This window comes from Rhodococcus sp. BP-160 (assembly GCF_019836205.1).
Lineage (GTDB): Bacteria > Actinomycetota > Actinomycetes > Mycobacteriales > Mycobacteriaceae > Rhodococcoides.
In genome coordinates this window covers 871,678-895,760 of sequence record NZ_JABUEK010000003.1, presented here as the reverse complement: position 1 = coordinate 895,760, position 24,083 = coordinate 871,678, and the positions used below count along the sequence as shown (strand labels likewise).

At 69.5% G+C, this 24,083-nt stretch carries 23 protein-coding genes; 14 read left to right on the top strand and 9 right to left on the bottom strand.

Annotated features, from left to right (window positions below):
- Nucleotides 1–143: 143 nt before the first annotated feature.
- Nucleotides 144–1,775 (bottom strand): TM0106 family RecB-like putative nuclease, encoded by a 1,632-nt coding sequence (locus tag HQ306_RS16105; protein WP_222632537.1) that lies wholly within the window; start codon nt 1,773–1,775, stop codon nt 144–146.
- A gap of 152 nt (nt 1,776–1,927) precedes the next feature.
- Between HQ306_RS16105 and HQ306_RS16100 the strand changes: the two genes are divergently transcribed.
- The 5 genes from HQ306_RS16100 to HQ306_RS22645 are packed head-to-tail and all read left to right on the top strand — an operon-like array spanning nt 1,928 to nt 5,245.
- Nucleotides 1,928–2,566 (top strand): DUF6474 family protein, encoded by a 639-nt coding sequence (locus HQ306_RS16100; protein WP_027505892.1) that lies wholly within the window; start codon nt 1,928–1,930, stop codon nt 2,564–2,566.
- 57 nt (nt 2,567–2,623) lie between these two features.
- Nucleotides 2,624–3,121 (top strand): hypothetical protein, encoded by a 498-nt coding sequence (locus tag HQ306_RS16095; protein WP_222632535.1) that lies wholly within the window; start codon nt 2,624–2,626, stop codon nt 3,119–3,121.
- 16 nt (nt 3,122–3,137) lie between these two features.
- Complete coding sequence (locus HQ306_RS16090; protein ID WP_027505893.1) at nt 3,138–3,803, top strand: YcnI family protein; 666 nt, start codon at nt 3,138–3,140, stop codon at nt 3,801–3,803.
- Nucleotides 3,800–4,306 (top strand): copper resistance CopC family protein, encoded by a 507-nt coding sequence (locus HQ306_RS16085; protein ID WP_222632533.1) that lies wholly within the window; start codon nt 3,800–3,802, stop codon nt 4,304–4,306. Before HQ306_RS16090 ends, HQ306_RS16085 begins: the two co-directional genes overlap by 4 nt.
- 3 nt (nt 4,307–4,309) lie before the next feature.
- A complete protein-coding gene (locus HQ306_RS22645) occupies nt 4,310–5,245 on the top strand; it encodes a CopD family protein (RefSeq protein WP_222632531.1) in 936 nt (311 codons plus the stop codon).
- Here the strand turns inward: HQ306_RS22645 and HQ306_RS16075 are convergent, their stop codons facing one another.
- From HQ306_RS16075 to HQ306_RS16065, 3 genes are all read right to left on the bottom strand, one after another.
- Nucleotides 5,246–6,262: a CNNM domain-containing protein gene (locus HQ306_RS16075; RefSeq protein ID WP_027505896.1), complete on the bottom strand. Its 1,017-nt coding sequence runs from the start codon at nt 6,260–6,262 to the stop codon at nt 5,246–5,248.
- Entirely contained in the window at nt 6,259–7,653 is a 1,395-nt protein-coding gene (locus HQ306_RS16070) for a hemolysin family protein (protein ID WP_222632529.1), read from the bottom strand. The genes HQ306_RS16075 and HQ306_RS16070 overlap by 4 nt, the downstream gene beginning before the upstream one ends.
- Before the next feature lie 126 nt (nt 7,654–7,779).
- On the bottom strand, nt 7,780–9,324 hold the full coding sequence (locus tag HQ306_RS16065; protein WP_056442105.1) for a succinic semialdehyde dehydrogenase: 1,545 nt from the start codon (nt 9,322–9,324) through the stop codon (nt 7,780–7,782).
- Between the two features lie 170 nt (nt 9,325–9,494).
- On the opposite strand from HQ306_RS16065, the gene HQ306_RS16060 reads away from it, so the two are divergent.
- Nucleotides 9,495–10,262, top strand: a complete 768-nt coding sequence (locus HQ306_RS16060; RefSeq protein WP_027505899.1) for a MerR family transcriptional regulator — start codon at nt 9,495–9,497, stop codon at nt 10,260–10,262.
- Nucleotides 10,263–10,323: 61 nt separating this feature from the next.
- Here the strand turns inward: HQ306_RS16060 and HQ306_RS16055 are convergent, their stop codons facing one another.
- Entirely contained in the window at nt 10,324–10,623 is a 300-nt protein-coding gene (locus tag HQ306_RS16055) for a DUF6480 family protein (protein WP_231476342.1), read from the bottom strand.
- A 138-nt stretch (nt 10,624–10,761) separates the two neighbouring features.
- Here HQ306_RS16055 and rraA point away from each other — a divergent pair, with 138 nt between their 5' ends.
- A complete protein-coding gene (rraA, locus tag HQ306_RS16050) occupies nt 10,762–11,256 on the top strand; it encodes a ribonuclease E activity regulator RraA (RefSeq protein WP_056440786.1) in 495 nt (164 codons plus the stop codon).
- An 8-nt stretch (nt 11,257–11,264) separates the two neighbouring features.
- Here rraA and HQ306_RS16045 read toward each other — a convergent pair whose 3' ends face one another.
- Both HQ306_RS16045 and HQ306_RS16040 read right to left on the bottom strand, forming a co-directional pair.
- Nucleotides 11,265–11,462, bottom strand: a complete 198-nt coding sequence (locus HQ306_RS16045) for an RNA-binding S4 domain-containing protein (RefSeq protein WP_027505902.1) — start codon at nt 11,460–11,462, stop codon at nt 11,265–11,267.
- Nucleotides 11,463–11,545: 83 nt separating this feature from the next.
- Nucleotides 11,546–13,057 carry an aldehyde dehydrogenase family protein gene (locus tag HQ306_RS16040; RefSeq protein ID WP_222632527.1) on the bottom strand — a complete coding sequence of 504 codons (1,512 nt, stop codon included), beginning with the start codon at nt 13,055–13,057 and terminating at the stop codon, nt 11,546–11,548.
- An 85-nt stretch (nt 13,058–13,142) separates the two neighbouring features.
- Here HQ306_RS16040 and lat point away from each other — a divergent pair, with 85 nt between their 5' ends.
- Nucleotides 13,143–14,480 (top strand): L-lysine 6-transaminase, encoded by a 1,338-nt coding sequence (lat, locus tag HQ306_RS16035; RefSeq protein WP_056440791.1) that lies wholly within the window; start codon nt 13,143–13,145, stop codon nt 14,478–14,480.
- Between the two features lie 60 nt (nt 14,481–14,540).
- Complete coding sequence (locus tag HQ306_RS16030; protein WP_027505905.1) at nt 14,541–15,350, top strand: alpha/beta fold hydrolase; 810 nt, start codon at nt 14,541–14,543, stop codon at nt 15,348–15,350.
- A gap of 4 nt (nt 15,351–15,354) precedes the next feature.
- Here HQ306_RS16030 and HQ306_RS16025 read toward each other — a convergent pair whose 3' ends face one another.
- A complete protein-coding gene (locus HQ306_RS16025; protein ID WP_222632525.1) occupies nt 15,355–16,395 on the bottom strand; it encodes a nitronate monooxygenase family protein in 1,041 nt (346 codons plus the stop codon).
- A gap of 165 nt (nt 16,396–16,560) precedes the next feature.
- On the opposite strand from HQ306_RS16025, the gene HQ306_RS16020 reads away from it, so the two are divergent.
- Together HQ306_RS16020 and HQ306_RS16015 are read left to right on the top strand one after the other, a co-directional pair.
- Nucleotides 16,561–17,787 (top strand): diguanylate cyclase, encoded by a 1,227-nt coding sequence (locus tag HQ306_RS16020; protein ID WP_222632523.1) that lies wholly within the window; start codon nt 16,561–16,563, stop codon nt 17,785–17,787.
- A 40-nt stretch (nt 17,788–17,827) separates the two neighbouring features.
- Nucleotides 17,828–18,115 carry a hypothetical protein gene (locus HQ306_RS16015; protein WP_285186306.1) on the top strand — a complete coding sequence of 96 codons (288 nt, stop codon included), beginning with the start codon at nt 17,828–17,830 and terminating at the stop codon, nt 18,113–18,115.
- Here HQ306_RS16015 and HQ306_RS16010 read toward each other — a convergent pair whose 3' ends face one another.
- The gene (locus HQ306_RS16010; protein ID WP_027505908.1) at nt 18,116–18,691 is read right to left on the bottom strand and encodes a TerD family protein; all 576 of its coding nucleotides are present in this window, start codon (nt 18,689–18,691) and stop codon (nt 18,116–18,118) included. It abuts the gene before it with no gap.
- A gap of 224 nt (nt 18,692–18,915) precedes the next feature.
- Here HQ306_RS16010 and lysX point away from each other — a divergent pair, with 224 nt between their 5' ends.
- The 3 genes from lysX to HQ306_RS15995 are packed head-to-tail and all read left to right on the top strand — an operon-like array spanning nt 18,916 to nt 24,080.
- Nucleotides 18,916–22,275 (top strand): bifunctional lysylphosphatidylglycerol synthetase/lysine--tRNA ligase LysX, encoded by a 3,360-nt coding sequence (lysX, locus tag HQ306_RS16005; RefSeq protein ID WP_222632521.1) that lies wholly within the window; start codon nt 18,916–18,918, stop codon nt 22,273–22,275.
- Nucleotides 22,276–22,284: 9 nt separating this feature from the next.
- The gene (locus HQ306_RS16000; protein WP_261770429.1) at nt 22,285–23,169 is read left to right on the top strand and encodes an alpha/beta fold hydrolase; all 885 of its coding nucleotides are present in this window, start codon (nt 22,285–22,287) and stop codon (nt 23,167–23,169) included.
- A gap of 26 nt (nt 23,170–23,195) precedes the next feature.
- Complete coding sequence (locus tag HQ306_RS15995) at nt 23,196–24,080, top strand: oxygenase MpaB family protein (RefSeq protein WP_222632517.1); 885 nt, start codon at nt 23,196–23,198, stop codon at nt 24,078–24,080.
- Nucleotides 24,081–24,083: the final 3 nt, after the last annotated feature.

Sequence of the window (24,083 nt, the reverse complement as noted above, 5' to 3'; positions counted from 1 at the left end):
CATCCACACCGGGTACTGGGACGAATCACATCTCGAGACGCTCGTCGTCGCTGCCAACCCCCGACTGGTAGCGATGGCGAGCGTTTCACTTCGTTGCACGACGGGGCGAGCGTGTCACTTCGTTACACGACGGGGCGAGCGTGTCACTTCGTCACAGAGGAACTTCCGCCGAGCTCGTCCGCAGTCGGAATCTCCCGCGCGGCCGCCCCGTCCATCCAGACCCGCAGCGCGCGGGTGGCCTGCACGTCGTCCTCGTTGTACTCGAGCAACCGCGTGCGTTGCGACGCGTCGACGTCTCCGTCGTATCCCACCGCGCGGCGGTACCAGGCCATCGACGCCTCGCCGCCCGCCTCGTCGTCCCGCCAGTGGAAGCCCGCGACCGGTGCGACCTTCTTGAGGCCCTTGCCCGACGGACACACGAAGTTCTGGGACACCGCGATGTAGATGTCGACCCAGTCCGGCCCGTCGATGAACTCCCGCACCTCGGCCTCGGTGGGGACACCGGGCATGCCGGCGAACCGCCGCGCGGATCCCAGCAGCCATTTGTCCTCGGCGGCGCGCGAGTAGCAGTAGGCCGCGAACGTCAGGCCCTCCGCGTGCGCGTCCGCACGCACGCCCTGCATCCAGGACCAGAACTCGCCGAACGAGCGCGCCTCGTCCATCGTGGGGACCGGTTCCCACGTCACGAAGGCGCGGTACTGCGGCTCGGCACCGTCCCGCCGGTCGAGGAGCGTTCCCCACATGTAGGCGCCGTGCTCCTGGTAGCTCTCCATGTCGACGTCCACCTCGACGTCCGCCCGCTGGACCGTCACGGTGTCACGGCGCCGGACGAGCGGCAGGTCGGCGATCCATGCACGGGCGATGACGACCGTCTCGTCGAAGTCGCCGTGCGGCCACTCGTCGGGCACGCCGCCCGTCCAGTCCGCCAGGTCGTCGATGGTGACGATGCCCGCGGACCGCAGGGCGTCCGCTCGCGACCCCGCCGCCACCAGCGAGACGTCCCGCGTGCGCCGCAGGGTCTCCCCGCACTCGGACCACCACGGACAGGACCGACATTCCGACACCTTCGACGGCGACGTGACGACCGAGCCCGACGCGATGGCCAGTCGGTCACCGAAGCGCGTGTCGTACTCCGCCTCGACCGCCGTCAGATCGTGCACGAGCATCACCTCGGCACCGAAGCCGATGACACCGGCTCGCGCCGACGCACCGGCCTGACCGATGCGGCCCAGGAGCCGATGCACGTGCACGGCCGCCAACTGGTCCCGTAACTGCGGTCGCACCTTGCGCGTGGGATCGAGAGCGGGGGCCCACGACGTGAACGGCGTGGTCACCGCGCCGCTTCCCGGATCGGTGACCTTGTGGTTGACCACCAGTACCGGGATGTACCCGCCGTCCGGATCGCGCACCAGCATGTCGCACCGGCCACGCCGACCGGCGTCCTCGTCGTCGAGGAAGGTCGCGTTCCAGATGCGCTCGACACCGGACTCGCACGCCGCGCGGGTGGCGCGGACCTGCATCGAGCGGGACATCGACGGGGAGACCACCACCCACGACTGCGGATCCGCGGCGACCAGGGTGTCCCGGATCTCGGCTCGGTACGCGGCGGCCGCCTCCCGGCGCATCTGCACCCCCGCGTCCTCCGCGGTGTCGACGAGCAGAGAGCGGTAGGCGGTGTCGAGATACACGCGGTGGCGGCACCGGGTGAGCGACGACGCGTCGATCAGCACGGAGGGGCCGGACGCCGGAGCGGGGGGCGGCACGACGTGGGACATTCTCGCAGCGTAGATCCACGGGCCGACACCTCACGCGGATGCAGCGCACCCGGAGCGGACCGATAGGCTGGCGGCAGGCATTCAGGCGCTCGTCGGTCATCCGGTCGGAGCGTTCTGGCGACGTAGTCGGACACGATAGGGGCACGTACACCATGGCTCTGCGCAAGAAGCGTTCTCGCCGTGCGACCCGGAAGGCCGAGGCCAAGGCCCTGCGCCACAAGGCGGGCCTCGAGGCGAAGTACACCGCCCGGAACGAGCGCAAGCATCTGAAGAAGCTGGCGAAGAACGACGCCAAGGCGCTGACCAGCCAACAGAAGGTGGATCAGGCGCACATCAGGACCCTGGCCGCACGGGAGAAGGCCGCGCGCGAAGGCAAGATCAACGCGGCGAAGGTGCGCAAGTACGTCGGCATCGGTCGCGTCCTGGCCCCCGTCCTCGTGCCGATCGCGTACCGCGCGGCGACCCTCCTGCGGGGTCAGCTCGACCAGTACCGGGCCGGCCGCATCGGCGTCGACGTGAAGGAGCTCGGCCAGTACACCGGACACGGCGCGAAGCTCAGCGCTCGCATCGTCGGTGCCGAGCGTTCCGTCGCCGAGGTCGCCGCGTCGCACCAGGACGCCGAGACGGGCGCCTTCGCCGATGCGATCCGGTCGCGCCTGACCGAGCTCACCACCGCGGTGCACGCCGCCGAGCAGATGCCGCCGTCGCGCCGCAAGCTGGCTCACGGCGCCATCTCCGACGAGCTCGACGGCATCGAGGCCGACATCCTCGCGCGCCTCGGCGTGCGCTGATCCCTGCCTGAGTCGACGATGGGGACCGAGCGCACGCGCGTGTGGCGTGGTGGTGCCGTGGGAGCACTCACGGCCACGCTCGCCGTCGCCGCGCACGGTGTCGGCGGTGGTGGCGTGCCCACCTCGTCCGCTCTCTCCCTGCTGCTCGCCGTCGCGATCGGTGCGGGCGTGCTCGCCGCCGGTGTCGGGACCGCCCGGACCGGCCCCCTCCCGATCCTCCTGTGGCTCGTGGGCGGACAGGTCGTCGCGCACGAGGCACTGGCCGCCGTCGCGGAACACGCCCACCCGCTCGACGCGTCGATGCTCGCGGCGCACGCCGTCGCCGTCGGTGTCGGCGCAGTCCTGGTCGCCTCGTCGGAGCGGCTGTTCGCCGCGATCACGTCGGTGCTGCGCGCACCGCAGCTCACGTTCTCGCCGCCGCGTCGCCCCCGACCCGTCACCGCCACCGCGCCGCTCGATCGGCCCGTTCCCGTACCCGTTCTGTCCGCCGTCTCCAGGAGAGGACCACCGCAGGTGCTCGTGCAGCCACTCACACCGCGGTACTCCCTCACCTGAACGGAAGACATCTGTCATGACCAGCTTCTCCACGCGTGCCCTGGGCACGAGTGTCCTCACCGCCGCCGCCCTCCTCGCCTCCGCAGGACTGGCGTCCGCCCACGTCGTCGTGTCCGCTCCGGACGCGGCACAGGGTGGATACGGCGTTCTCACCTTCCGGGTGCCGACCGAGTCGGAGGCGGCGTCCACCACCTCCGTCACCGTCCAGCTGCCCGGCCTCACCTCGGCCCGCACGCAGCCCATGCCCGGCTGGACGGCCGTCGTCGAACGCTCGGCGGACGAACTGGCCACCTCGGTCACCTGGACGGCGGATCCCGGCAACCCCGGTGTCGGGCCCGGACAGTTCGAGCAGTTCCAGCTCTCGGCCGGCCCCCTGCCGGAGGAGGAGAGCGTGTCCTTCCCGGCCCGCCAGACCTACAGTGACGGCGAGGTCGTGAACTGGGACCAGCCGACACCGGAGGACGGTACCGAGCCCGAACTGCCGGCTCCCACACTGGAACTCGCGGCGAGCAGCGGCGATCATCACAGCAGCCCCACGGTGTCGTCAGCGTCCTCGACCACCGAGGCCGCCGCGTCGTCGTCCGACACCACGGCCCGGTGGCTCGGCGGGATCGGCCTGGTTCTCGGAGCACTCGGTGCCGCACTCGGGATCGGCGCCACGGTGCGGAGTCGACGCTCGTGAGCCGGTTCCTCGCTCTGCTGCTCGCCCTCGCCGCGACGCTGCTGCTCGGCACCTCGACGGCGTCCGCGCACTCGGTGGTGGTGTCCAGCTCCCCCGAGAACGAGAGTTCCGTCGATCAGGGTCCGGCGGAGGCGACGGTGACGTTCAACGAGGCAGTGCAGTCGCAGTTCGCCTCGCTGACCGTCGTCGGTCCCGACGGCAACCTCTGGTCCGACGGTGACCCGCGCGTGTCGGGTTCCACCGTCGCGGTGGACCTCCGAGAGCTCGGGCCGACGGGCACATACACCATCGCGTTCCGCGTCACGTCAGCCGACGGCCACCCCGTGAGCGGTACGCGGACATTCGAGCTGACGACGGCCGGCACCGGGACCCCCGGTCCCGCGGCCGACGCCGGCGCGTCCTCGACCGAGTCGGGGGGCGGTGTGCCGCTCTGGCCGTTCCTGGTCGCCGCCGCGGTGGTGTTCCTCGGCGGTCTCGCGTTCGCTCTGCGGAAGAAGAACTGAGTCGTGGCCGGAACGACGACGGCGCGGTGGTCACCGCTCGCCGTCGTTCCGGCTGCACTGCTCGGAGTGATCGCCGCCCTCGTACTGGCGCCCTCCGACCTTCCGCTCGACTCCCTCGTGCGGACCGGTGCCGACGTCGCCGGTGCCGTGGTGCTCGGGTTCGGTCTGCTGATCCTGTGGGCCCGCGATTCCCGGCACGTCGACGACCACCTCGCGTGGCGCGGCGCCCTCGTCGCGGCCGCGTGCTGGGCAGTCTCCGAGGTCACGCTGCTGGTGCTGGGGGCGGCGCGGTCCGATGCCGTCAGCGCCACCGCGGTGTCGCTCGGCACGTTCACCGACTACGTCCAGAACATCGCGAACGGCCGGATCGGCTCCGCGGTCGTGGTCGTCGCGCTCGCGACGGCCGTGCTGGCGGCCACTGCCCTCCGCACCGATCTGGAAGTCTCCGGCATCGTCGTCGTCGTACCCACCGCCGTCGCCCTCATCGCTCGCCCGATGACCGGCCACATGGCGCAGCACGCCGTCGGCGCGCTGCTCGTCGCCGTGCACGTCGTGGCGGCATCGGTGTGGCTCGGGCTGCTGGTCGCGATGGCGGTGACCCTGCGGTCACGGACCGCCTGGGCGGATCTGCTCCCGCGCTACTCGGCGGCCGCGCTGTGGTGTGTGGTCGCCGTCGCCGTCACCGGTGTCGTCAACGCCGCCGTGCGGCTCACCTCGGTGACCGCCCTGGTCGACACCGACTACGGGCGGCTGATCCTGCTCAAGTCGGTCCTGCTGGTCGCCCTGGTGATCGGCGGGTGGTGGCGACGGCGCACGTGGGTGAGCGTCATCGGTGCCCACACCACGCACGCCACGGTCTCGACGCGGCGTGCCGTCGTCGAGACCGCGGCGATGGCCGCGGCGTTCGGCGTGGCCGCCGCACTGGCGACCACGGCCTGATCACGCGGGCAGCGGGTCCGCGCTGGGCAGCAACCGGACGAGCACGTCCGACATGGTGATGACACCGACCACCGCACCGCCGTCGCGGACCACCGCGAGATGGTTGCGGGTCTCCCGCATCTCCGCGAGCGCGACGTACACGGGCGCGGCGGCGTCGAGCTCGAAGGCCGGTCGCACGAAGTCGTCCACCGAGCGGGAGTCCTCCGCCTGCAACGTGTCCCGCACGTGGACCAGACCGATCACGTCGGCGCCGTCCCGCACGAGGATGCGCAGATGGCCCGTGCGCAGCGACGCCGCCCGCACGTCGGCGACCGTCGCCGTCGTCGCCACCGCGGTGGGCTCGGAATCGATGCGCACGAGGTCCGCCACCGTGAGCTTCTGCAGTTCCAGCGCACTCGAGAGCTGATCCGAGTAGCCCTTGTCCAGCGATCCGACACTCACCGAGTGCGCGACCAGCTGCTCGAGATCGTCCGGGTTCTGGCCCGACATCACCTGATCGGCCGGCTCCACACCGGCCCGGCGCAGCAGTGCATTCGCCATCCCGTTGAGCGACACCAGGATCGGGCGGGTGAAGAACATGAAGACACGCATCGGGATCGCGAGCATCGTCGCCGACTTCTCGGGATGCGCGATGGCCCACGACTTCGGCGCCATCTCGCCGACGACCAGGTGCAGGAAGGTCACGATGATCAGGGCCAGGACGAAGCCGAGCACGTCGGATGCCCAGTAGGGCAGACCGAGTGACTCGAACAGCGGCCGGAGCCAGTAGTGCACGGCGGGCTTGGTGAACGCACCGAGTGCCAACGTGCACAACGTGATACCCAGCTGCGAGCCGGCGAGCAGCACCGTGAGCTCGGTGGAACTGCGGAGCGCGGCGCGCGCCGACCGCGAATCGGCCGCCGCGTCCTCGAGCCGGTGCCGCTTGGCGGCGAGGAGCGCGAACTCGACGGCGACGAAGAAGGCGCTGAGCGCGATCAGGCCGACGGTGACGACGAGGAACACCAGGGGGTTGCTCACAGCGCATCCTCCGTCTCACTCATGGCCGGGACGTCGTCGGGAGTGCGCTCGACGACCTCGAGCGTGACCGACGACGGCACGTGGTTGTCGATCTCCTGAATCCTCATGACGAGGAACCGTCGGGGCGGTTCGGCGTCGGTCGCGAGGTCACCGGGGTCGATGGGCAGCTCCAGTTCGATGACGTCGCCGACCTCGGGAAGCGATCCGTGGACGCTTATGGCCAGTCCGGCGATGGTCTCGATGTCACCCTCCGGAAGTTCGCGGTCCAGAGCACGTTCCACCTCGTCGAGGTGGACGTCGCCGGCCACCGTCCACACACCGTCGTCGCCGGGCACGGGTTCCGCGCCGTCGGCGTCGTCGTGCTCGTCGGTGATCTCGCCGACGAGCTCCTCGGCCAGGTCCTCGATGGTGACGACACCGGTGAAGGAGCCGTATTCGTCGATGACGCAGGCGAGTTGGTTCTTCGACGCGCGAAGCTCCCCCATGGCGTCGGGGAGCATCTGGGTCTCGGGGAGCACCAGTGCGTCGCGGGACAGCACGGCGACCGGTGTGTCGCCGGGCAGGTCGGTGGCGAGCACGTCGCGCAGGTGCACGACGCCCTCGATCGAGTCGTCGGCATGGAGCACCGGATACCGCGAGTGCTCGACGCTCATGAGGGCGCGCACCTCGGCGATGGTGGAGTCGGAGCGCACCGTCGCCACCTTCGCGCGGGGGATCATCGCGTGACCCGTGGTCTGGGTGGGGAAGTCGAGGATGCGGTCGAGCAGTGTGGACAGCTCCTCGGGCAGGTCACCGGTGCCCCGGCTCTCGGCCACGATGTGTTCGAGGTCGCGCGGGGTCGCCGAGTGCTCGACGTCGTGGACCGGCTCGATCTTCAGCGCCTTCAGCAGCGCGTTGGACGAGGCGTCGAAGATACGGATGAGCCAGCCGAACAGCTTCAGGTAGATCGTCGTCGACAGCGAGAGCCATCGCGCGACGGGTTCGGGGCGGGCGATGGCGAAGTTCTTGGGGAACAGCTCGCCGAAGAGCATCTGCACGAACGTCGACACCACCAGCGCCGTCACCGCACCGACGGCGAGTCCGACACCGCTCGGAATGCCGACGCCGCCGAGCAGAGTCCCGAGGGACTGTCCGATGAGGGGCTCGGCGAAGTTACCGACGAGCAGGCCGGTGACGGTGATGCCCAACTGAGCGCCCGAGAGCATGAAGGACGTGCGCTTCGTGACGGCCAGGGTGCGCGCGGCGACGGTGTCACCCGCCTTCGAGCGCGCTTCGAGCCTCGACCGGTCCACGGTCATGTAGGCGAATTCCTGGGCCACGAAATAGCCTGTGCCAGCGGTGATTCCGACGACGACGACGATACCGAGGAGAAGCGTCAACAACTCGCTCATCTGCCGGTCACCGCCCTGGTCGCATCGGTCGATACGAGGGGGGCCATGACCGGCCCGGGTTTGTCGCTGTCCATTCGTCCTCTAGTCGCTGCGGGTGTTTCGCCCGATTCTACGGGATGCGCGCCGCTACCGTCCCGGCACGTACTTCAGCGCCCGGATGAAGATCGGCAACGTCTTCGCCCAGAGCTTCGGAGGCAGCCGTCGTCCGCCGAGGTTGATCAGGCGCGTCGTGGAGACGGTCTGCGACTCGGTGTACTTCAGGACGCCGTCCGGTCCGTGTCGACGACCGACGCCCGAGACACCCATGCCGCCCATCGGCGCACCGGTGCTTCCCCAGGTCGGCGCGTACCCCTCGTCCACGTTCACGGTGCCGGCGTGCAGTCGCGCGGCGATGGCCTCGCCCTGCGCCTTCGTCTTCGCCCACACGCTGGCGTTCAGTCCGTACTCGGTGGCGTTGGCCCGCTCGACAGCCTCGTCGACACTGGCGACGGGGTAGATGGAGACGAGGGGACCGAACGTCTCGGCTCCCCAGCACTCCATGTCGTCGGTCACGCCGGTGAGCACGGTGGGCTCGTAGAACAGCGGGCCGATGTCGGGGCGTGCCTTGCCGCCGGCGACCACGGTCGCACCCTTCACCCTCGCATCGTCCACGTGGTTCGAGATGGCCTTGACCTGGTCCTCCGAGATGAGGCTGCCCATCTCGACCCCGAACTCGTACGTGGCGGCCAGCGTCATGCGGCGCACCCGCTCACCGAACGCGGCGGTGAACTTGTCGGCGATCGACTTCTCGACGTAGATGCGCTCGATGGAGATGCAGAGCTGACCGGAGTTGGAGAAGCAGGCACGGACGGCCGCGTCGACCACCTCGGGGATCTTGGCGCCGGCGGCGACGATCATGGCGTTCTTGCCGCCGAGCTCGGCGGAGAACCCGATGAGTCGCCGACCGGTCTGCTCGGCGAGAAGCTGGCCGGTGGCGGTGGAACCCGTGAACATCAGGTAGTCGGAGGTGTCGACGATGGCGGTGCCCACCACCGATCCGGGGCCGGGAACCACGGCGAAGAGGTCACGGGGCAGACCGGCCTGGTAGAGCAGTTCGACACATGCGAGCGCGCAGTACGGCGTCTGGCTGTCCGGCTTCAGCACGATGCCGTTGCCGGCCATCAGAGCCGGGATGGCATCGGACACCGCGAGGGTCATCGGGTAGTTCCACGGCGAGATGATGCCGACGATGCCTTTGGGCTGGTAGTTGACCTGCGTCTTGGTCAGCACGGGAAGCATGCCCTTGACGCGCTTGCTCTTCAGCAGTTCGCCGGAGACCCGCGCGTAGTGCCGCGCCGTCATCGCGATGTCGAGGACCTCCTCCTGGGCGGCGGACCGGGACTTCCCGGTCTCTGCCTGCGCCAGGTCGATGAGCGACGCCCGGTGCTTCAACACGAGGTCGCGATACTTGTGGAGGATCTTCGCTCGATCTGCGATGGACGTCGTCGCCCACCGCTTCTGGGCTGCGCGGACCTTGTCGTTCGCCGCCAGCACGTCGTCGCGGGTGCCGACGGGGATGGTCGCCATCTCGCGGCCGGTGAACACCTCGATGACGGGCTTGGTCTCCCGGCCCGGTGCGACCGAGGCGAGGGCGACGAGTCGTGTGAACGTGTCTGCGGTCGGCGCTGACATGCGTATCTCCCAGTGGCGGATGAGTGTGACGACGGTTGACGGATACACCGTCGGTATCGACACGGTACGCCAGGAGTGCGTTCGGACACAGCCCCCGACCGGACGCCTCGGCGGATCGGGCCAAGATTGTGCTTGACCCTCACGCAACGGGAGGCAGGACAGTGACCGGTGTGAACGATGCACTGACCGTGGGACAGGTCGCCGCGCTGGCAGACGTCAGCGTGCGCACCCTGCACCACTACGACGCGGTGGGGCTGGTGGTGCCCGGCGGCAGGTCTCCTGCGGGATACCGCACCTACTCCTCGCAGGACGTGGAGCGCCTGTACTCCGTGCTGACCTATCGCGAACTCGGGTTCCCGCTGACCGAGATCAAGGAGATACTCGACGATCCCGCCGCGGACGCGCTCGAGCATCTCCGACGGCAGCGCACCCTGCTCGACCGGCGCATCGCTCACCTGACAGCCATGGCGAACGCCGTGGACACCGTGATCGAGAGGAAGACGATGGGTACGAACCTGACCCCGGCCGAGCAGCGTGAGATCTGGGGCGACGACTGGGCCGGCGAGAAGTACGAGGACGAGGCCCGCGAGCGCTGGGGAACCACCGATGCGTGGGCCCAGAGCACGGAGCGCACCGCCGCGATGTCGGCCGACGACTGGCGTGCGATCAAGGCCGACACCGAACAACTCGAGGCTGATCTCGCTGCAGCGATGCTCCGCGGCGTGGAGCCCGGTTCGGACGAGGCCGACGTCCTCGCGGAACGCCACCGAGCGTCGATCGACCGTTTCTACGACTGCGATCACGCGATGCATGTCTGCGTGGCCGGGATGTACACCGCCGACGAGCGATTCCGCGCGCACTACGACGGGCGGGCCGCCGGGCTGGCGGAGTGGATCGTCGCCGTCGTCGGAGCGAACGCCCGCGAGAACGGGGCCTGACACACGGACGGAGCACGAGGCCGAGAGGCCACGTGCTCCGTCGTCAGTACTGTCGGGGGCTCTAGACGAGGCCCGCGATCCTGCCCACGACACCGAGGACGATCAGCACCACGACGACGCCGACCGCGACCAGGAACACGATCGCGGGTGTCCGAGTGCGCTGGGGCGGTTCATGATTGGGACCCGCGGCCGACGTGGAGTCCGGCGGCGTGTCACCCGGCACGATGCTGCCACCGGGTTCGAGTCCTGCAGTCTCTGCGGGATCGGGGTTCTGGCCGGACATGGGGTGGTCCTCTCGGGTGGCGTCGCGCGCAGTCTCGTCACCGGTGTGACCGTCGTTGCCGTCGTGACTTGTACTCATGACGTGCGGGTTCCCCCGACCTGCACCGTCCAATCGACCTCGAGGGACCGAACCGCCGACGCACCAACCGCCGCCCCGGCGGGTGTCCCCGACAGCGTGACCCGACGTGCCGCAGGACTGCCGCTAGCCTGTGACGCCATGAGCACCTTCATCGCGACCGCCGATCTCGCCGACACCATCGGGCCGGACATCCGGAGCTGCGACACGCAGTTCCGTCAGCTCGGGGCCGTGCGGGAGTTCTGCGGACCCATCACCACCATTCGCTGCTTTCAGGACAACTTGCTGGTCAAGCAGACATTGTCGGAGCCCGGCAACGGCGGAGTCCTGGTGGTCGACGGCGACGCGAGTGTCCACACCGCCCTCGTCGGCGACATCATCGCCGGGCGCGGTGTGGACAACGGGTGGGCGGGCGTCATCGTCAACGGTGCCGTGCGCGACTCGGCCATCCTGACGACTCTCGCCATCGGGGTGAAGGCGCTGGGAACCAACCCGCGCAAGAGCACGCAGACAGGGTCGGGTGAGAAGAACGTCACAGTCGAGTTCGGCGGAGTCACCTTCATCCCCGGCGAGTTCGTCTACAGCGACGACGACGGTGTCGTCGTCGCGGCGCAACCCCTCCCGCCTCAGGGCTGACCGGCAGCTCAGGCCTGAGCGACGCGGGCGGACACCCCGCCGACGGTGACGGTGTCGCCCGCACGGAGCTGACGTCCTCGGCGCAGTTCGGTCTCACCGTTGACTTCGACGAGACCGTCCGCGATGACGGCCTTCGCCTCGGACCCCGACTCGATGAGGTCGGCCAGCTTGAGGAACTGCCCCAGCCTGATCACCTCGTCGCGGATCTCGACCGTTCGATCGCGGCTGTGATCCCGGCCGTCCTCCGGCCTTCCCGCATGACCCCGGCCGGCCTCCGGCCTTCCCGCAGTCACAGGAACGTCACCCCCTGGGCGAGCGGCAGCTCCGAGCTGTAGTTGACCGTGTTGGTGGTGCGTCGCATGTAGGACTTCCAGGCGTCACTGCCCGATTCGCGCCCGCCACCGGTTTCCTTCTCGCCGCCGAACGCGCCGCCGATCTCCGCGCCCGACGGGCCGATGTTCACGTTCGCGATGCCGCAGTCCGATCCTGCCGCCGACAGGAAGCGTTCCGCCTCGCGCAGGTCGGTCGTGAAGATCGACGACGACAGCCCCTGCGGTACGTCGTTGTGGAGGGCGATGGCCTCGTCCAGGTCGCTGTAGGTCATGACGTACAGAATGGGCGCGAACGTCTCACGGCGCACCACGTCGGTCTGCGCGGGCATCCGCACGATGGCCGGCTGGACGTAGACACCGTCCTCGGCGCCCGCCACTCGCACCCGCTCACCACCCGCGACGACGGTGCCGCCGTCCTTCCGCGCGAGCTCCAACGCGTCGGCGTACCCGTCGTGCGCGGCCTCGTCGATCAGCGGTCCGACCAGCGTCGACGAGTCGAGCGGCGACCCGACGGGCAACGACGAGTACGCGGTACCCAGTCGGTCGACGAGGGTGTCGGCGACGGACTCGTGCACGATGACGCGGCGCAGGGACGTGCACCGTTGACCGGCCGTGCCGGCCGCGGAGAACACCAGGCCGCGGACGGTGAGGTCGAGATCGGCGCTCGGACAGACGATCGCGGCGTTGTTGCCGCCGAGTTCGAGGAGCACGCGGCCGAACCGTGCCGCAACGCGGGGGCCCACCTCGCGGCCCATGCGGGTCGATCCGGTGGCGGAGACCAGGGCGATGCGCGGATCGTCGACGAGGGTCTCACCGACGGCACGGTCACCGACGACGAGTTGCGCCACCGCCGGCGACACCCCGGCACGGCGTGCGGCTTCCTCGAACAGCGCCTGCACGGCCACCGCGGTGACGGGCGTCTTCTCCGACGGCTTCCACACCACCGTGTCGCCGGCGACGAGGGCGAGCACGGTGTTCCACGACCACACCGCGACCGGGAAGTTGAAGGCCGTGATCACGGCGACGACTCCGAGTGGGTGCCACTGCTCCATCATCCGGTGGCCGGGCCGCTCGGTGGCGATGGTGTTGCCGTAGAGCTGGCGGGACAGTCCGACGCCGAAGTCGCAGATGTCGATCATCTCCTGGACTTCGCCGAGGCCCTCGCTGACGATCTTGCCGGCCTCGATGGACACCAGCTCACCGAGTGCGTCCTTGTGTTCGCGGAGCAGTTCACCCAGCTCACGCACCAGACCGCCGCGTACCGGCGCGGGAACGAGAGACCACGACCGGTAGGCGTCCGCGGCTGCGGCGATCACCGCGTCCACGTCGCTCGTGAGCGGCACGTGGCCCAGCACCGCACCGGTGATCGGGCTGGTCGCGGCCAGGCCGGAGTCGTGGTCGAGCGGCGCGGCCCCGACTGCGGCGAGCAGCTCGGACGTACGGGCGGACAGGTCGACGGTCGATGTCATGGATTCATTGTCTCCGATGGTCGTGACAGGATTTATTCCGGCCCAGCTGTTGTTTGACAGTATTTTATCGCGTACTTTCGCCTTCATGACGCAGGTACTGCCATCGCGGCCCACCACCCCCGTTCCCGCCGGTGCGCCGGAGTCGGTCCACGACGTGCTGTCGCGCCACATCCTGGCCGACGGCTTCGACATGGTTCTCGACCTCGAGCGGTCGCACGGCTCCACACTCGTCGATGCGCGGACCGGTGCGTCCTATCTCGACATGTTCACGTTCTTCGCCTCGAACGCGCTCGGGATGAACCATCCGTCGCTCGCCCGCGACGACGAGTTCCGGGCGGATCTGCTGACGGCCGCGCTGCACAAGCCGAGCAACTCCGACCTCTACTCCGAGCCGATGGCCCGCTTCGTCGCGACCTTCGCGCGCGTGCTCGGCATCCCCGAACTACCCCACCTCTTCTTCGTCGAGGGCGGTGCGCTCGCCGTCGAGAACGCCCTGAAGGTGGCCTTCGACTGGAAGAGCCGCTTGAACGAGTCCCGCGGTCTCGACCCTGCACTGGGCGGACGGATCCTGCACCTCGAGCACGCCTTCCACGGCCGGTCGGGCTACACCATGTCGCTCACCAACACGGATCCGATCAAGGTCGCGCGTTTCCCGAAGTTCGACTGGCCCCGCATCCCGTCGCCGTACCTGCGCGAGGGCGCGGACATGGACGCTCTCGAGGCGCGCTCACTGGCCGCTGCGCGGGCCGCGTTCGAGTCGTTCCCCGACGACATCGCCGCCGCCATCGTCGAGCCGATCCAGGGCGAGGGCGGCGACCATCACTTCCGACCGTCGTTCCTCCTCGGGCTGCAGGCTCTGTGCCACGAGTTCGACGCGTTGTTCGTCGTCGACGAGGTCCAGTCCGGGGCGGGCATCACCGGCACCGCGTGGGCGCACCAGCAGCTGGGCGTCGAACCCGATGTCCTCGCCTTCGGCAAGAAGACCCAGGTGTGCGGCATCATGGCGGGCCGCCGCGTGGACATGGTGCGCGACAACGTCTTCGAGGTCGGATCACGGATCAACTCGACGTGGGGCGGCGGCCTGGCCGACATGGTGCGAGCACGGCGGATCCTCGAGGTGATCGAACGCGACGGCCTCATCGCCCGCGCCGCGGAGAGGGGCGCGATCCTCGGCGCCGCTCTCGACGCACTCGCGGTGCGTCACCCGTCGATCTCCGACGTGCGGGGACGCGGCCTGTTCCGGGCGTTCTCACTGCCGGACACCGCGACTCGCGATCGACTGATCACGCGGCTCCTCGTCGACGAGCGGGTGATCATGCTGGGGTGCGGCTCGCGCAGCGTCCGGTTCCGTCCCGCGCTGACCGTGACCGAGGAGGCGCTGGCCGACGCCGTCGCGGCGATCGACCGGGTTCTCAGCTCATGAACGGATTGTCTGTGTACGCCGAGTGACAGGCACTGCGCCGGGCTCCGCTACCATCCGCCCATGACACTGCGCTACGACGTCGACGGTCACGGTCCCACCCTCGTACTGGTGCACGGAGTCGTTCACCGCCGCCAGGCGTGGGACGCGGTGCTGGACCTGCTCACGCCCTATCGGCGGGTCGTGACCGTGGACCTGCCCGGGCACGGGGAGTCGGAGCCGCTGCACGAGTCCGGTGAGAACGTGCTGCTCACGCTCCAGAACGAGGTCACCGAGTTCGTCCGCGAGATCGAGGAGCCGGACCACCAGGTGCACATCGCCGGCAACTCGCTCGGCGGCTACGTCGCGCTGTGTCTCGCCGCGCAGGGCGAGGTGGCGTCGGCCACCGCGCTGTCCCCCGCCGGCTTCTTCCTCAACCACACCGACCAGGCTCGGACCATGGTGACGTTCCGCGCGATGCGGACCGTCGCGCGCACGTTCGGCAAGGCCACACCGACGGCGCTCAAGATGCGGGCGGTGCGGTACCCCACGCTGCTGCCGTTCTTCGCGCATCCGAGCAGGGTGTCGTACGAGGCCGCCGTCGTCGACGCCTCGTCACTCACCACCAACGCGATGATCGACGCGGGCATCGACGCGCCGTTCGAGTTCCCGCCACTCACCGAGCCGCTGGTGCCGGTGACGGTGGCGTGGGGCACGCGAGACCTGATCCTGCCGCACTACCAGGTGCGGGGCGTCCGTCGCCGCTTCCCGCACGCCCGCGTCATCTCGGTCCCCGGGGTCGGCCATGTGCCGATGACGGACAATCCCGAGCTGATCGCGTCGATCCTCCTCGCGGGAAGTCAGGACCGGTCCCCGACCGCAGACCCGTCCTGAGGTTCTAGGCGGTCTCCATCTCGGCGACGATCCGCGCGACGATGTCCGCGGCCGGCGCGGCGGTCACCGAACGCCACCCGGTACCGGCCCACAGGTTGGGCACGTCCGCTCGGCCGGCAGCCGTCGCCGCGGTGCGGATCGGGCCCGTGATCGCGTTGACATCGGGATAGCCGGCCGGTGCGGAGGCCGTGAACTGCGCCGCGAACTCGTTCTCGAGTCCCCGAGCCGGTCGTCCCGAGAACGCACGCGTCACCACGGTGCGCCGGTAGCGACGGTCCAGCAGTGCGGCGCGGTGCACCGCCGAGGTACCGGCCTCGTCGGAGCACAGGAACGCGGTGCCCATCTGCGCAGCGACGGCGCCGAGTCCGAGAGCGGCCACCACGCCGGACCCGTCCATGATCCCGCCGGCCGCGATCAAGGGCACGTCGACCGACAGTCCGACGGCGAGCAGCAGGGACGGCAGCGACATCGCGTCACCGCCTCGAGGAGACGACGCATCGTCCGTGAAGACGCCCCGGTGTCCGCCGGCCTCGCTGCCCTGGACGACGAGCATGTCGGCCCCGTCCTCGACGGCCTCGCGGGCCTCGTCGACGGAGGTGACCGTCCCGATCATCAGGGCGCCGATCTCGTGCACGCGGGCGGTGAGCTCGGCGCCGGGTCGACCGAACGTGACCGACACGGCCGCCGGGCGGTGGGCGAGCACCACGTCGATCACCGCGTCGATGTCGTCGGGGCCGGGTGTCGCCGGGCCGGCTTCGACCCCGAACTCAGCGGCGATCGGGGCCAGCGCGGCGCGGTACGTCTCCATCTCGTCGGCGACCGCGATGTGCGCTGACGGGAGGAAGAGATTGACGCCGTACGGCGCCGACGTGAGGGACTCGATCTCGGAGAGCCGGCCGTCGAGCGCCTCCGGGCTCAGCAGCGCTCCGGCCAGGAACCCCAGGCCACCGGCATCGCTCACGGCGGCGGTCAGGGCGGGGGTGGACGGGCCTCCGGCCATCGGCGCGCACACGACGGGAAGCCTGGCAGGGAACACAGCGGTCATGCGGCCGATCGTACGTCGAGGGATGATCTCGGCTACCTACCACGAATACCCGATGTTTCACCGGTTTCGGGCCGACCAAACCGACTACACGTACACTACACTGGTCACCAGCAGGGACACACGCCGCGTCGGGGGTCGCATCGAGTTCGAAGGGATTCTCCACGCATGTCGCACCCGACCCGTCCGCCGGTCACGCAGCGCGTCCGCGCGTCCCGCGATCGCGCTCACCCGGGTCGACACAGCGGATCCCGGCGCATCCGCAACGCGCAACGCAGACCCCTCACCCACCGGCCTCGGGACAGCGCACTCGACGTCGTGCGTCGGTGGCTGACCACGCCGCACGATTTCGACTGGATCTTCGTCCATCACTCCACCCGGTCCATCCACGGCATCATCCGGCTGGTCTTCGCCGGCGCGGTGCTGCTCAACGCGACCGTGTCCATGTTGATGCTCGCCTCGCCCAACGGCCCCTCCGGCACGCCGGCGATCGTCTACGTCTTCCTCGTGCTGGCACTGCAGATCGCCGCGATGATCTGGGTGCTCACGGGACCGACGCCGGACACGAAGGCGCAGTTCCTCGGGTTCCTGATCTTCGGCGACGTCGGCATCACGTCCGTGATCCTGCTGGACACCCCGACGTCGGCACTGATCGGCACCTTCCTGTTCGCGATCAACGGCGCTCTCTGCACGTTCTTCCTCAGCCCACGAGTGCTGCTCGCCCATCTCGCGTTCACCAATGCCGTCATCGTCCTCATCGGCGCCCTGGCGTACGTCCAGAACCTGTGGGGGCCGTGGGACGCGATCGCCGCGGTGCTGGTGGCCAGCGGCGCGAGCAGTGGGGTGCCGGTCTTCGCGTCCATCGCGTGGTCACTCGTCTCGACGGACGCGAAAGCCTCGGACCTCGATTCGCTGACCGGCGTCAGGAACCGCCGCGGTCTGCAGAACTCGGTCGAGGATCTGTGGGAGACGGCACTCGCGACCACATCGCCCGTGGTGGTCGTGATGATCGACATCGATCGTTTCAAGAGCGTCAACGACCGCTTCGGACACGATCAGGGCGACACCGTGATCGTCCTGGTCGCGACCCGGCTCGCCGAGCTCTTCGACGGCCACGGGGTGCTCGCGCGTACCGGCGGCGAGGAGTTCGTGGCGGTCCTCACCGATGTGGACGGAGACGTCGAGTCGGTGGTCGCCCGTGTCACCGAGACGGTCCACGATCGACAGGACACCATTCCCGTGACCGCCAGCGTCGGCGTCGCCGTGTTGACTCCCGACTCGTCGCTGTGGAGTTCCGGACCCGGGGCGATCGACCGCGCGACGCGGGGTGCGGACTCGATGATGTACCGAGCCAAGGCCGCCGGCGGGCATCGGCTGCTCTCGACCTTCCTGTGACACCCGCCCTGCACCGGACCCAGACGAGGAAACCCACCCCGTGATCGACATCTTCCACGCACTCGTGGTCATGAACTCGCTGTTCGCCGCGTCGGCGTGGTGCCTGGCGCGGCCGAACGCCTGGTCGATCTCCGCGGTGGTGCTCGCGTCGATCGGCTGGCTGCTCTTCAACGCGCCGCTCGAGGGCCGTGTGCTGGTGGTGTTCTCACTCCAGCACGGATTCACCGAGTCGGACGTGCTGTCCATCGTGGGCATGATCATCGGGGCGGTCGGCGTCGTGCGCGCGAGGCGACGAGCCGACCGCCCCGAGATCAGGCGTCGAGACTGATCAGACGCTGATGCCGAAGTCGCGGGCGATGCCGGCGAGTCCGGAGGCGTAGCCCTGGCCGACGGCGCGGAACTTCCACTCCGCACCGTTGCGGTACAGCTCGCCGAAGACCATGGCGGTCTCCGTCGAGGCGTCCTCGGTGAGGTCGTAACGGGCGAGCTCGGTGCCGTTCGACTTGTCGATCACGCGGATGTAGGCGCCGCGGACCTGGCCGAACGACTGCGAGCGCGCGTCGGCCTCGTAGATCGAGACGGGGAACGTGACGATGTCGACGGTGGACGGGACCGCTGCGAGATCGACGTCGATGACCTCGTCGTCGCCGTCGCCCTCACCGGTCTTGTTGTCACCCGTGTGCTGGATCGAGCCGTCCGGAGTCTTCAGATTGTTGAAGAAGACGAAGTACTCGTTGCCGGGCGCCTTCTTGTCCGGGCCGAGCGCGATGGCGCTGGCGTCGAGATCGAAATCCGTTCCGGTCGTCGTGCGCAGATCCCATCCGAGTCCGACGGACACCGCGGTCAGATTCGGTGCGGCCTTCGTGAGAGACACGTTGCCACCCTTGGTCAGGCTGACGCCCATGTGAGAGATCCCTTCTCGTTTCGCCCGATTCATCCGTATTCGGATCGGTGCTGCCCGGCCAACGAACCCGACGTCGTTCCGGTTCCCGGCCCTTCGTGACGACCCGCCGCGCAGCACAGGGCGCGCGGCGGCATCGAACGCTGCATAGTTGTCTGTCACAGCCTGTGTCCTGCGGAGCACGGGCTCGTCCCGTCATCCACGGTCCCGGCAGGAGGCGCTCGATCATGGCCACACAGGCGACCCCGGCGGCATCCGCCGCGGGCACTGCATCACCGTCCCCGTCAGGCTTGTCCGACGCGTCCCGCGTCGCCCGCGCCGATCGCCGGTCGCGCCACAAGGGGCGCCTGCGGCAGGTGCCGCACCACGTCGGCCTCGTGCTCGGTGTCTACGCGACGCTGGTCCTCCTGTGGAGCCTGTCACCCGCGCTCCGAGCCCTCGTCCACGTACCCCGCGAGTGGCTCGACTCGTACGTCATCGACGCTCCCGACACGAGCCTGTCCTACGGCTTCGTGGTCGCGCTGGTCGCCGCGGCGCTGTCGACGCGCAAACGCGTCGCGTGGTGGATCGCTCTTCTCTACACGGCCGGATCCGCGGTGGTGAACGTATCGACCCTGGTGGACGATCCCGGCAGCGTCGGGTCCTGGATCGGACTCGTCCTGCAGGTCGCGGTGCTCGCACTGCTGCTCGCCTCCCGCACCGAGTTCGACACCAAGGTCCGACGCGGCGCCGGATGGAAGGCACTCGGTGTTCTCGTCACCGGTCTGATCGTCGGCATCCTCGCCGGCTGGGCGCTGCTCGAGGCCTTCCCGGGTTCGCTGCCGCGGAACGAGACCTTCCTGTGGTCACTCAACCGAGTGGCCGGCCTGGCACTGGTGGACAACGAGCAGTTCAGCGGCCGACCACACGGATTCCTCAACTTTCTTCTGGGACTGCTCGCCTTCGTCGCCCTCGCCGCGGCGGTGGTGACACTGTTCCGCTCGCAGCGTGCGAGCAATGCCCTCACCGGCACGGACGAGTCGGCGCTACGCGGACTCATCGCCCGCTCCGGCCACGACGACTCGTTGGCCTACTTCGCCACCCGCCGCGACAAGGCGGTGGTCTTCGCACCGAACGGCAAGGCCGCCATCACCTATCGCGTCGAGGTCGGAGTGTGCCTCGCCAGCGGCGATCCCATCGGCCTCGAGGAGTCCTGGCCTCACGCGATCGAGGCGTGGCTCGAGATGTCGTCTCGGTACGGGTGGGCCCCGGCGGTGATGGGAGCGAGCGAGACCGGTGCCGCCGCGTTCCGGCGGGCGGGACTCGCCGTGCTCGAACTCGGCGACGAGGCGATCTTGCAGACCCGCTCGTTCAGCCTGAACGGACCCGACATGCGCCCGGTGCGCCAAGCGGTCAATCGGGCGCGCGGCAAGGGCGTGACGGTGCGCATCCGACGGCATCGCGACATCCCCGAGGACGAGTGGCCGGGCATCGTCGAGCGTGCCGACCGCTGGCGTGACACCGAGACCGAACGCGGGTTCTCCATGGCACTCGGGCGCCTCGGCGACCCTCTCGACGGCGACTGCCTGCTCGTCGAGGCCGTGCTCGATGCGGACGACCGCGTCGTCGGCACCCTCTCCCTCGTGCCCTGGGGCGCGAGCGGAGCATCGCTCGACCTCATGCGCCGTGATCCCGCCTCACCCAACGGCACCGTCGAGCTCATGGTCTCCGAGCTCGCGTCCCGCTCGGACACCGTGGGCATCACCAAGGTGTCCCTGAACTTCGCCGTCTTCCGCTCCGTGTTCGAGGCGGGCGGCCGCATCGGTGCGGGACCTGTTCTGCGCCTGTGGCGTTCGACGCTCGTGTTCTTCTCGCGATGGTGGCAGCTCGAGGCGCTGTACCGATCGAACCTCAAGTACCAGCCCGAGTGGGTACCGCGGTACCTGTGCTTCGAGGACAACCGCGATCTGCCGAAGGTGGGTACCGCATCGGCCATCGCGGAGGGCTTCCTCACGCTGCCGGGCCTCGGTGCACGCACTCACACCGGCACCCGACAGGCTGTTCCCGCCGCGCTGCTGGCCGACGGCACGCTGCACGCCGACGGGAGCGAGCCCGACGACACACCCGTCGACACGCTGCCCGGCCGGCGACGGCCGGAACAGGTCCGGGTGCGGATGTCCAAGCTGGACAGGCTCTCCGCGGACGGCGTCGACGCCTACCCCGTCGCGCATCCGCCCACCCACACCGTGGACGCCGCGGCGAACGCCCCGGAGGGCACCACCGTGCGCGTGTCCGGTCGCCTGCTGCGCATCCGCGACTACGGCGGCGTCGTCTTCGGCCTCGTGCGCGACTGGAGCGGGGACCTGCAGATCCTCCTCGACAGCGAGCGCATCGATCGAGATCGGTTGCGACGCTTCACCTCCGATTTCGACCTGGGCGACCTGATCTCCTGCACGGGAGTGGTCGGTCGCAGTCGCACCGGAGCGCTCGCGCTGCTGGTGAGCGACTGGCGCATGAACGCGAAATCGCTGCACCCGCTGCCCGACAAGTTCCGCGGGCTCACCGATCCCGAGGCGCGGGTGCGTCAGCGCTACGTCGACATGGAGATCAATCCGCAGGCGCGCGCCCTCATGCGTGCCCGCAGCGCGGTGGTGAAGTCGCTGCGCGACACGTTGGGCGACCGCGGATACATGGAGGTGGAAACGCCGATCCTGCAACAGATTCACGGCGGCGCGAACGCGGCACCCTTCCTCACGCACATCAATGCCTACAACCTCGATCTCTACCTCCGTATCGCGCCGGAGCTGTACCTCAAGCGGCTGTGCGTCGGCGGCATGGAGCGGGTCTTCGAGATCGGTCGCGTGTTCCGCAACGAGGGCGCCGACTTCAAGCACAATCCGGAGTTCACGATCCTCGAGGCCTACGAGGCGCACAGCGACTACGAGCGCGCGATGGTGTTGTGCCGGGAGCTGATCCAGCGCGCCGCCGTGGCCGCGCACGGCCGCGAGGTGATCTACCGGCCGGCCGAGGACGGCACCATGACGGAGATCGACATCTCCGGCGAGTGGCCGGTGAAGACCATGCACGGCGCCGTCGCGGAGAAGATCGGTGCCGACGTCCGGCCCGACACACCGCTCGCGGAGCTGCAGCGGCTGTGCGATCTGCACGACGTCCCGTATCAGTCGACCTGGGACGAGGGGGCCGTGGCGCAGGAGATGTACGAGCACCTCGTCGAGGACTTCACCGAGTTCCCGACGTTCTACACCAATTTTCCCACGTCGATGTCCCCGTTGACCCGGCCCCACCGCAGCATCGCGGGCGTCGCCGAGAAGTGGGATCTGGTGGCGTGGGGGGTCGAGTTGGGCACCGCGTACAGCGAGTTGACCGACCCCGTGGACCAACGCGCTCGTCTCACCGCGCAGTCGATGCTCGCCGCGGGCGGTGATCCCGAGGCGATGGAACTGGACGAGGACTTCCTCCAGGCGCTCGAGCACGGCATGCCGCCGACCGGTGGCCTCGGAATGGGTGTCGACCGGGTGGTCATGCTCATCACGGGCGGGTCGATCCGCGAGACCCTCGCGTTCCCGTTGGCCAAGCCGCGGAGCTGAATGTTTCACATGAAACCGAACGGCGAGGTGGTCGTCGACGTACTGGGGACCGCCGTGCACGTGGTGGTCTCCCGTCCTGACGCGGCGGCGGCGCCCGCCCCGGTCGTCGTGCTGTGCGGGGGGCTCGCCTCGACGTGGCACGACTGGATCGACGTGTCCGCGCTGCTGGTGGCGGCCGGCCACACGACGGTGGCCATCGATCGACCGGGCTTCGGCGACAGTGAACCGCTGCCTCCGGACCGGGTGCCGACGGTGCACGAGGAGGCCGATCGCATCCTCGCCGTCCTGGACGCCCTCGCGATGACGGACCCCGTGGTCCTGGTGGGGCACTCGATGGCCGGCTTCTACGTCGAGGGCTTCGCGCGGTCGTACCCCGCGCGCACGGCGGCGCTCGTGCTGCTCGACTCGAGCGTCGAGAAGTCGCCGTCGGCCCTGGTGCCGCCGCGCATCCGCATTCCGGTGACCCGCGTGATCGCCCGCATCGTCTCGGCCGCCGGTCTGCAACGGTTGCTCGCCGATCCGGTGCGCCACGTCCTGACGCAGGCCGTTCCCCCGGACGGGTACGCGCCCGACCGGGTCGACGATCTCCGCCGCATCTACCGCGATCCCTCCTATCTGGAGGCCGCCGCGATCGAGTACGCGGTGTACGCCGACATGGCCCTCGAATTGAACCGCCTGCGCCGCGCGACGCCCGTTCCGTCCGTCCCCGTCATCGTGGCCGCCGCGCACACGGGACGACGGACCCCGTGGGGAGCGCAGTGGTTGCGGCGCCAGCAGCGTCTGGCCCGCTACCTCGGCGGCCGCTTCGCCGTGGTGTCCCCGTCGCACCACCACGCCATGATCGATCAGCCCCGGCGAGTCGCGGCGCTGGTGAGAACTGTCTCCACCGGCTGAACGCCGCGCGAGCGCACACTGGAGAGATGAATCCTCTGCGCACGGTCCAGACCCGAGTGGGCGAGACCATCTTCGCGCGGGTCGCGGGCGACGAGGGCCCCGCTCGACGCGACCGGATCCACCTGGCCGAGGGGCCGCGTCGGTACGGCCCCGATTCGGCGATCCAGCGCGTCCACGCCGATGCGTCGATGTTCGTCGGCGGAATGCGCGCCCTGCTCCTGCAGTCGTTGCACCCGCTGGCGATGGCTGCCGTGGACGAGTACTCCGGCTACCGCGGCGACCCGTGGGGCCGTCTGCAACGCACCAGCACGTTCCTCGCCGAGACCACGTTCGGCACCATCGAGGACGCGGAGCGCGCCGTGCGAATCGTGCGCGCCGTGCACAAGCGCATCACGGGAGTCGCGCCGGACGGGCGGCCGTACGCCGCGTCGGATCCGCACCTGCTGCGGTGGGTCCACGTCGCGGAGATCGACAGCTTCCTGCGCGCGCACGATCGTTACGGTGCCCGACCTCTCGATGCCGGCGGCCGCGACGCCTACGTCCGGGAGTCGGCCTGGGTCGCTCGCGGGCTCGGCGCCGAGGACGTGCCCGAGACGGTCGACGAGCTGAACGAGATGCTGGCGATGTACCGGCCCGAACTGCGCGGCACTCCCGCAGCACGTCGCACCGCCCGCTTCATCCTGCTCAACCCACCGATCCCGTTGGCAGTACGCCCCGCCTACGGTCTGCTGTCGTCGGTGGCGGTGTCGATGATGCCGCGGTGGACCCGCTTCCCCCTCCGGTTGCCCTACCTGCCGATCACCGAGGCCACCGCCGTGCGCGCGAGCGGCATCGCCGTCACCACCGCCATCCGGTGGGCACTGGGCGCGGGCCCGACGGCGCAGGACGAGCTGACTCGCACCACGGCGTGACGC

Bases quoted from the DNA above. Each gene is read 5' to 3' on its own strand.
- HQ306_RS16020 (WP_222632523.1), top strand. From the start codon at position 16,561: ATGTCGCACCCGACCCGTCCGCCGGTCACGCAGCGCGTCCGCGCGTCC.
- HQ306_RS16055 (WP_231476342.1), bottom strand. From the start codon at position 10,623: ATGAGTACAAGTCACGACGGCAACGACGGTCACACCGGTGACGAGACT.
- HQ306_RS16040 (WP_222632527.1), bottom strand. From the start codon at position 13,057: ATGACATCGACCGTCGACCTGTCCGCCCGTACGTCCGAGCTGCTCGCC.
- lat (WP_056440791.1), top strand. From the start codon at position 13,143: ATGACGCAGGTACTGCCATCGCGGCCCACCACCCCCGTTCCCGCCGGT.
- HQ306_RS16105 (WP_222632537.1), bottom strand. From the start codon at position 1,775: ATGTCCCACGTCGTGCCGCCCCCCGCTCCGGCGTCCGGCCCCTCCGTG.
- HQ306_RS16000 (WP_261770429.1), top strand. From the start codon at position 22,285: ATGAAACCGAACGGCGAGGTGGTCGTCGACGTACTGGGGACCGCCGTG.
- HQ306_RS15995 (WP_222632517.1), top strand. From the start codon at position 23,196: ATGAATCCTCTGCGCACGGTCCAGACCCGAGTGGGCGAGACCATCTTC.
- HQ306_RS16025 (WP_222632525.1), bottom strand. From the start codon at position 16,395: ATGACCGCTGTGTTCCCTGCCAGGCTTCCCGTCGTGTGCGCGCCGATG.
- rraA (WP_056440786.1), top strand. From the start codon at position 10,762: ATGAGCACCTTCATCGCGACCGCCGATCTCGCCGACACCATCGGGCCG.
- HQ306_RS16090 (WP_027505893.1), top strand. From the start codon at position 3,138: ATGACCAGCTTCTCCACGCGTGCCCTGGGCACGAGTGTCCTCACCGCC.
- lysX (WP_222632521.1), top strand. From the start codon at position 18,916: ATGGCCACACAGGCGACCCCGGCGGCATCCGCCGCGGGCACTGCATCA.
- HQ306_RS16010 (WP_027505908.1), bottom strand. From the start codon at position 18,691: ATGGGCGTCAGCCTGACCAAGGGTGGCAACGTGTCTCTCACGAAGGCC.
- HQ306_RS16065 (WP_056442105.1), bottom strand. From the start codon at position 9,324: ATGTCAGCGCCGACCGCAGACACGTTCACACGACTCGTCGCCCTCGCC.
- HQ306_RS16030 (WP_027505905.1), top strand. From the start codon at position 14,541: ATGACACTGCGCTACGACGTCGACGGTCACGGTCCCACCCTCGTACTG.
- HQ306_RS16070 (WP_222632529.1), bottom strand. From the start codon at position 7,653: ATGAGCGAGTTGTTGACGCTTCTCCTCGGTATCGTCGTCGTCGTCGGA.
- HQ306_RS16100 (WP_027505892.1), top strand. From the start codon at position 1,928: ATGGCTCTGCGCAAGAAGCGTTCTCGCCGTGCGACCCGGAAGGCCGAG.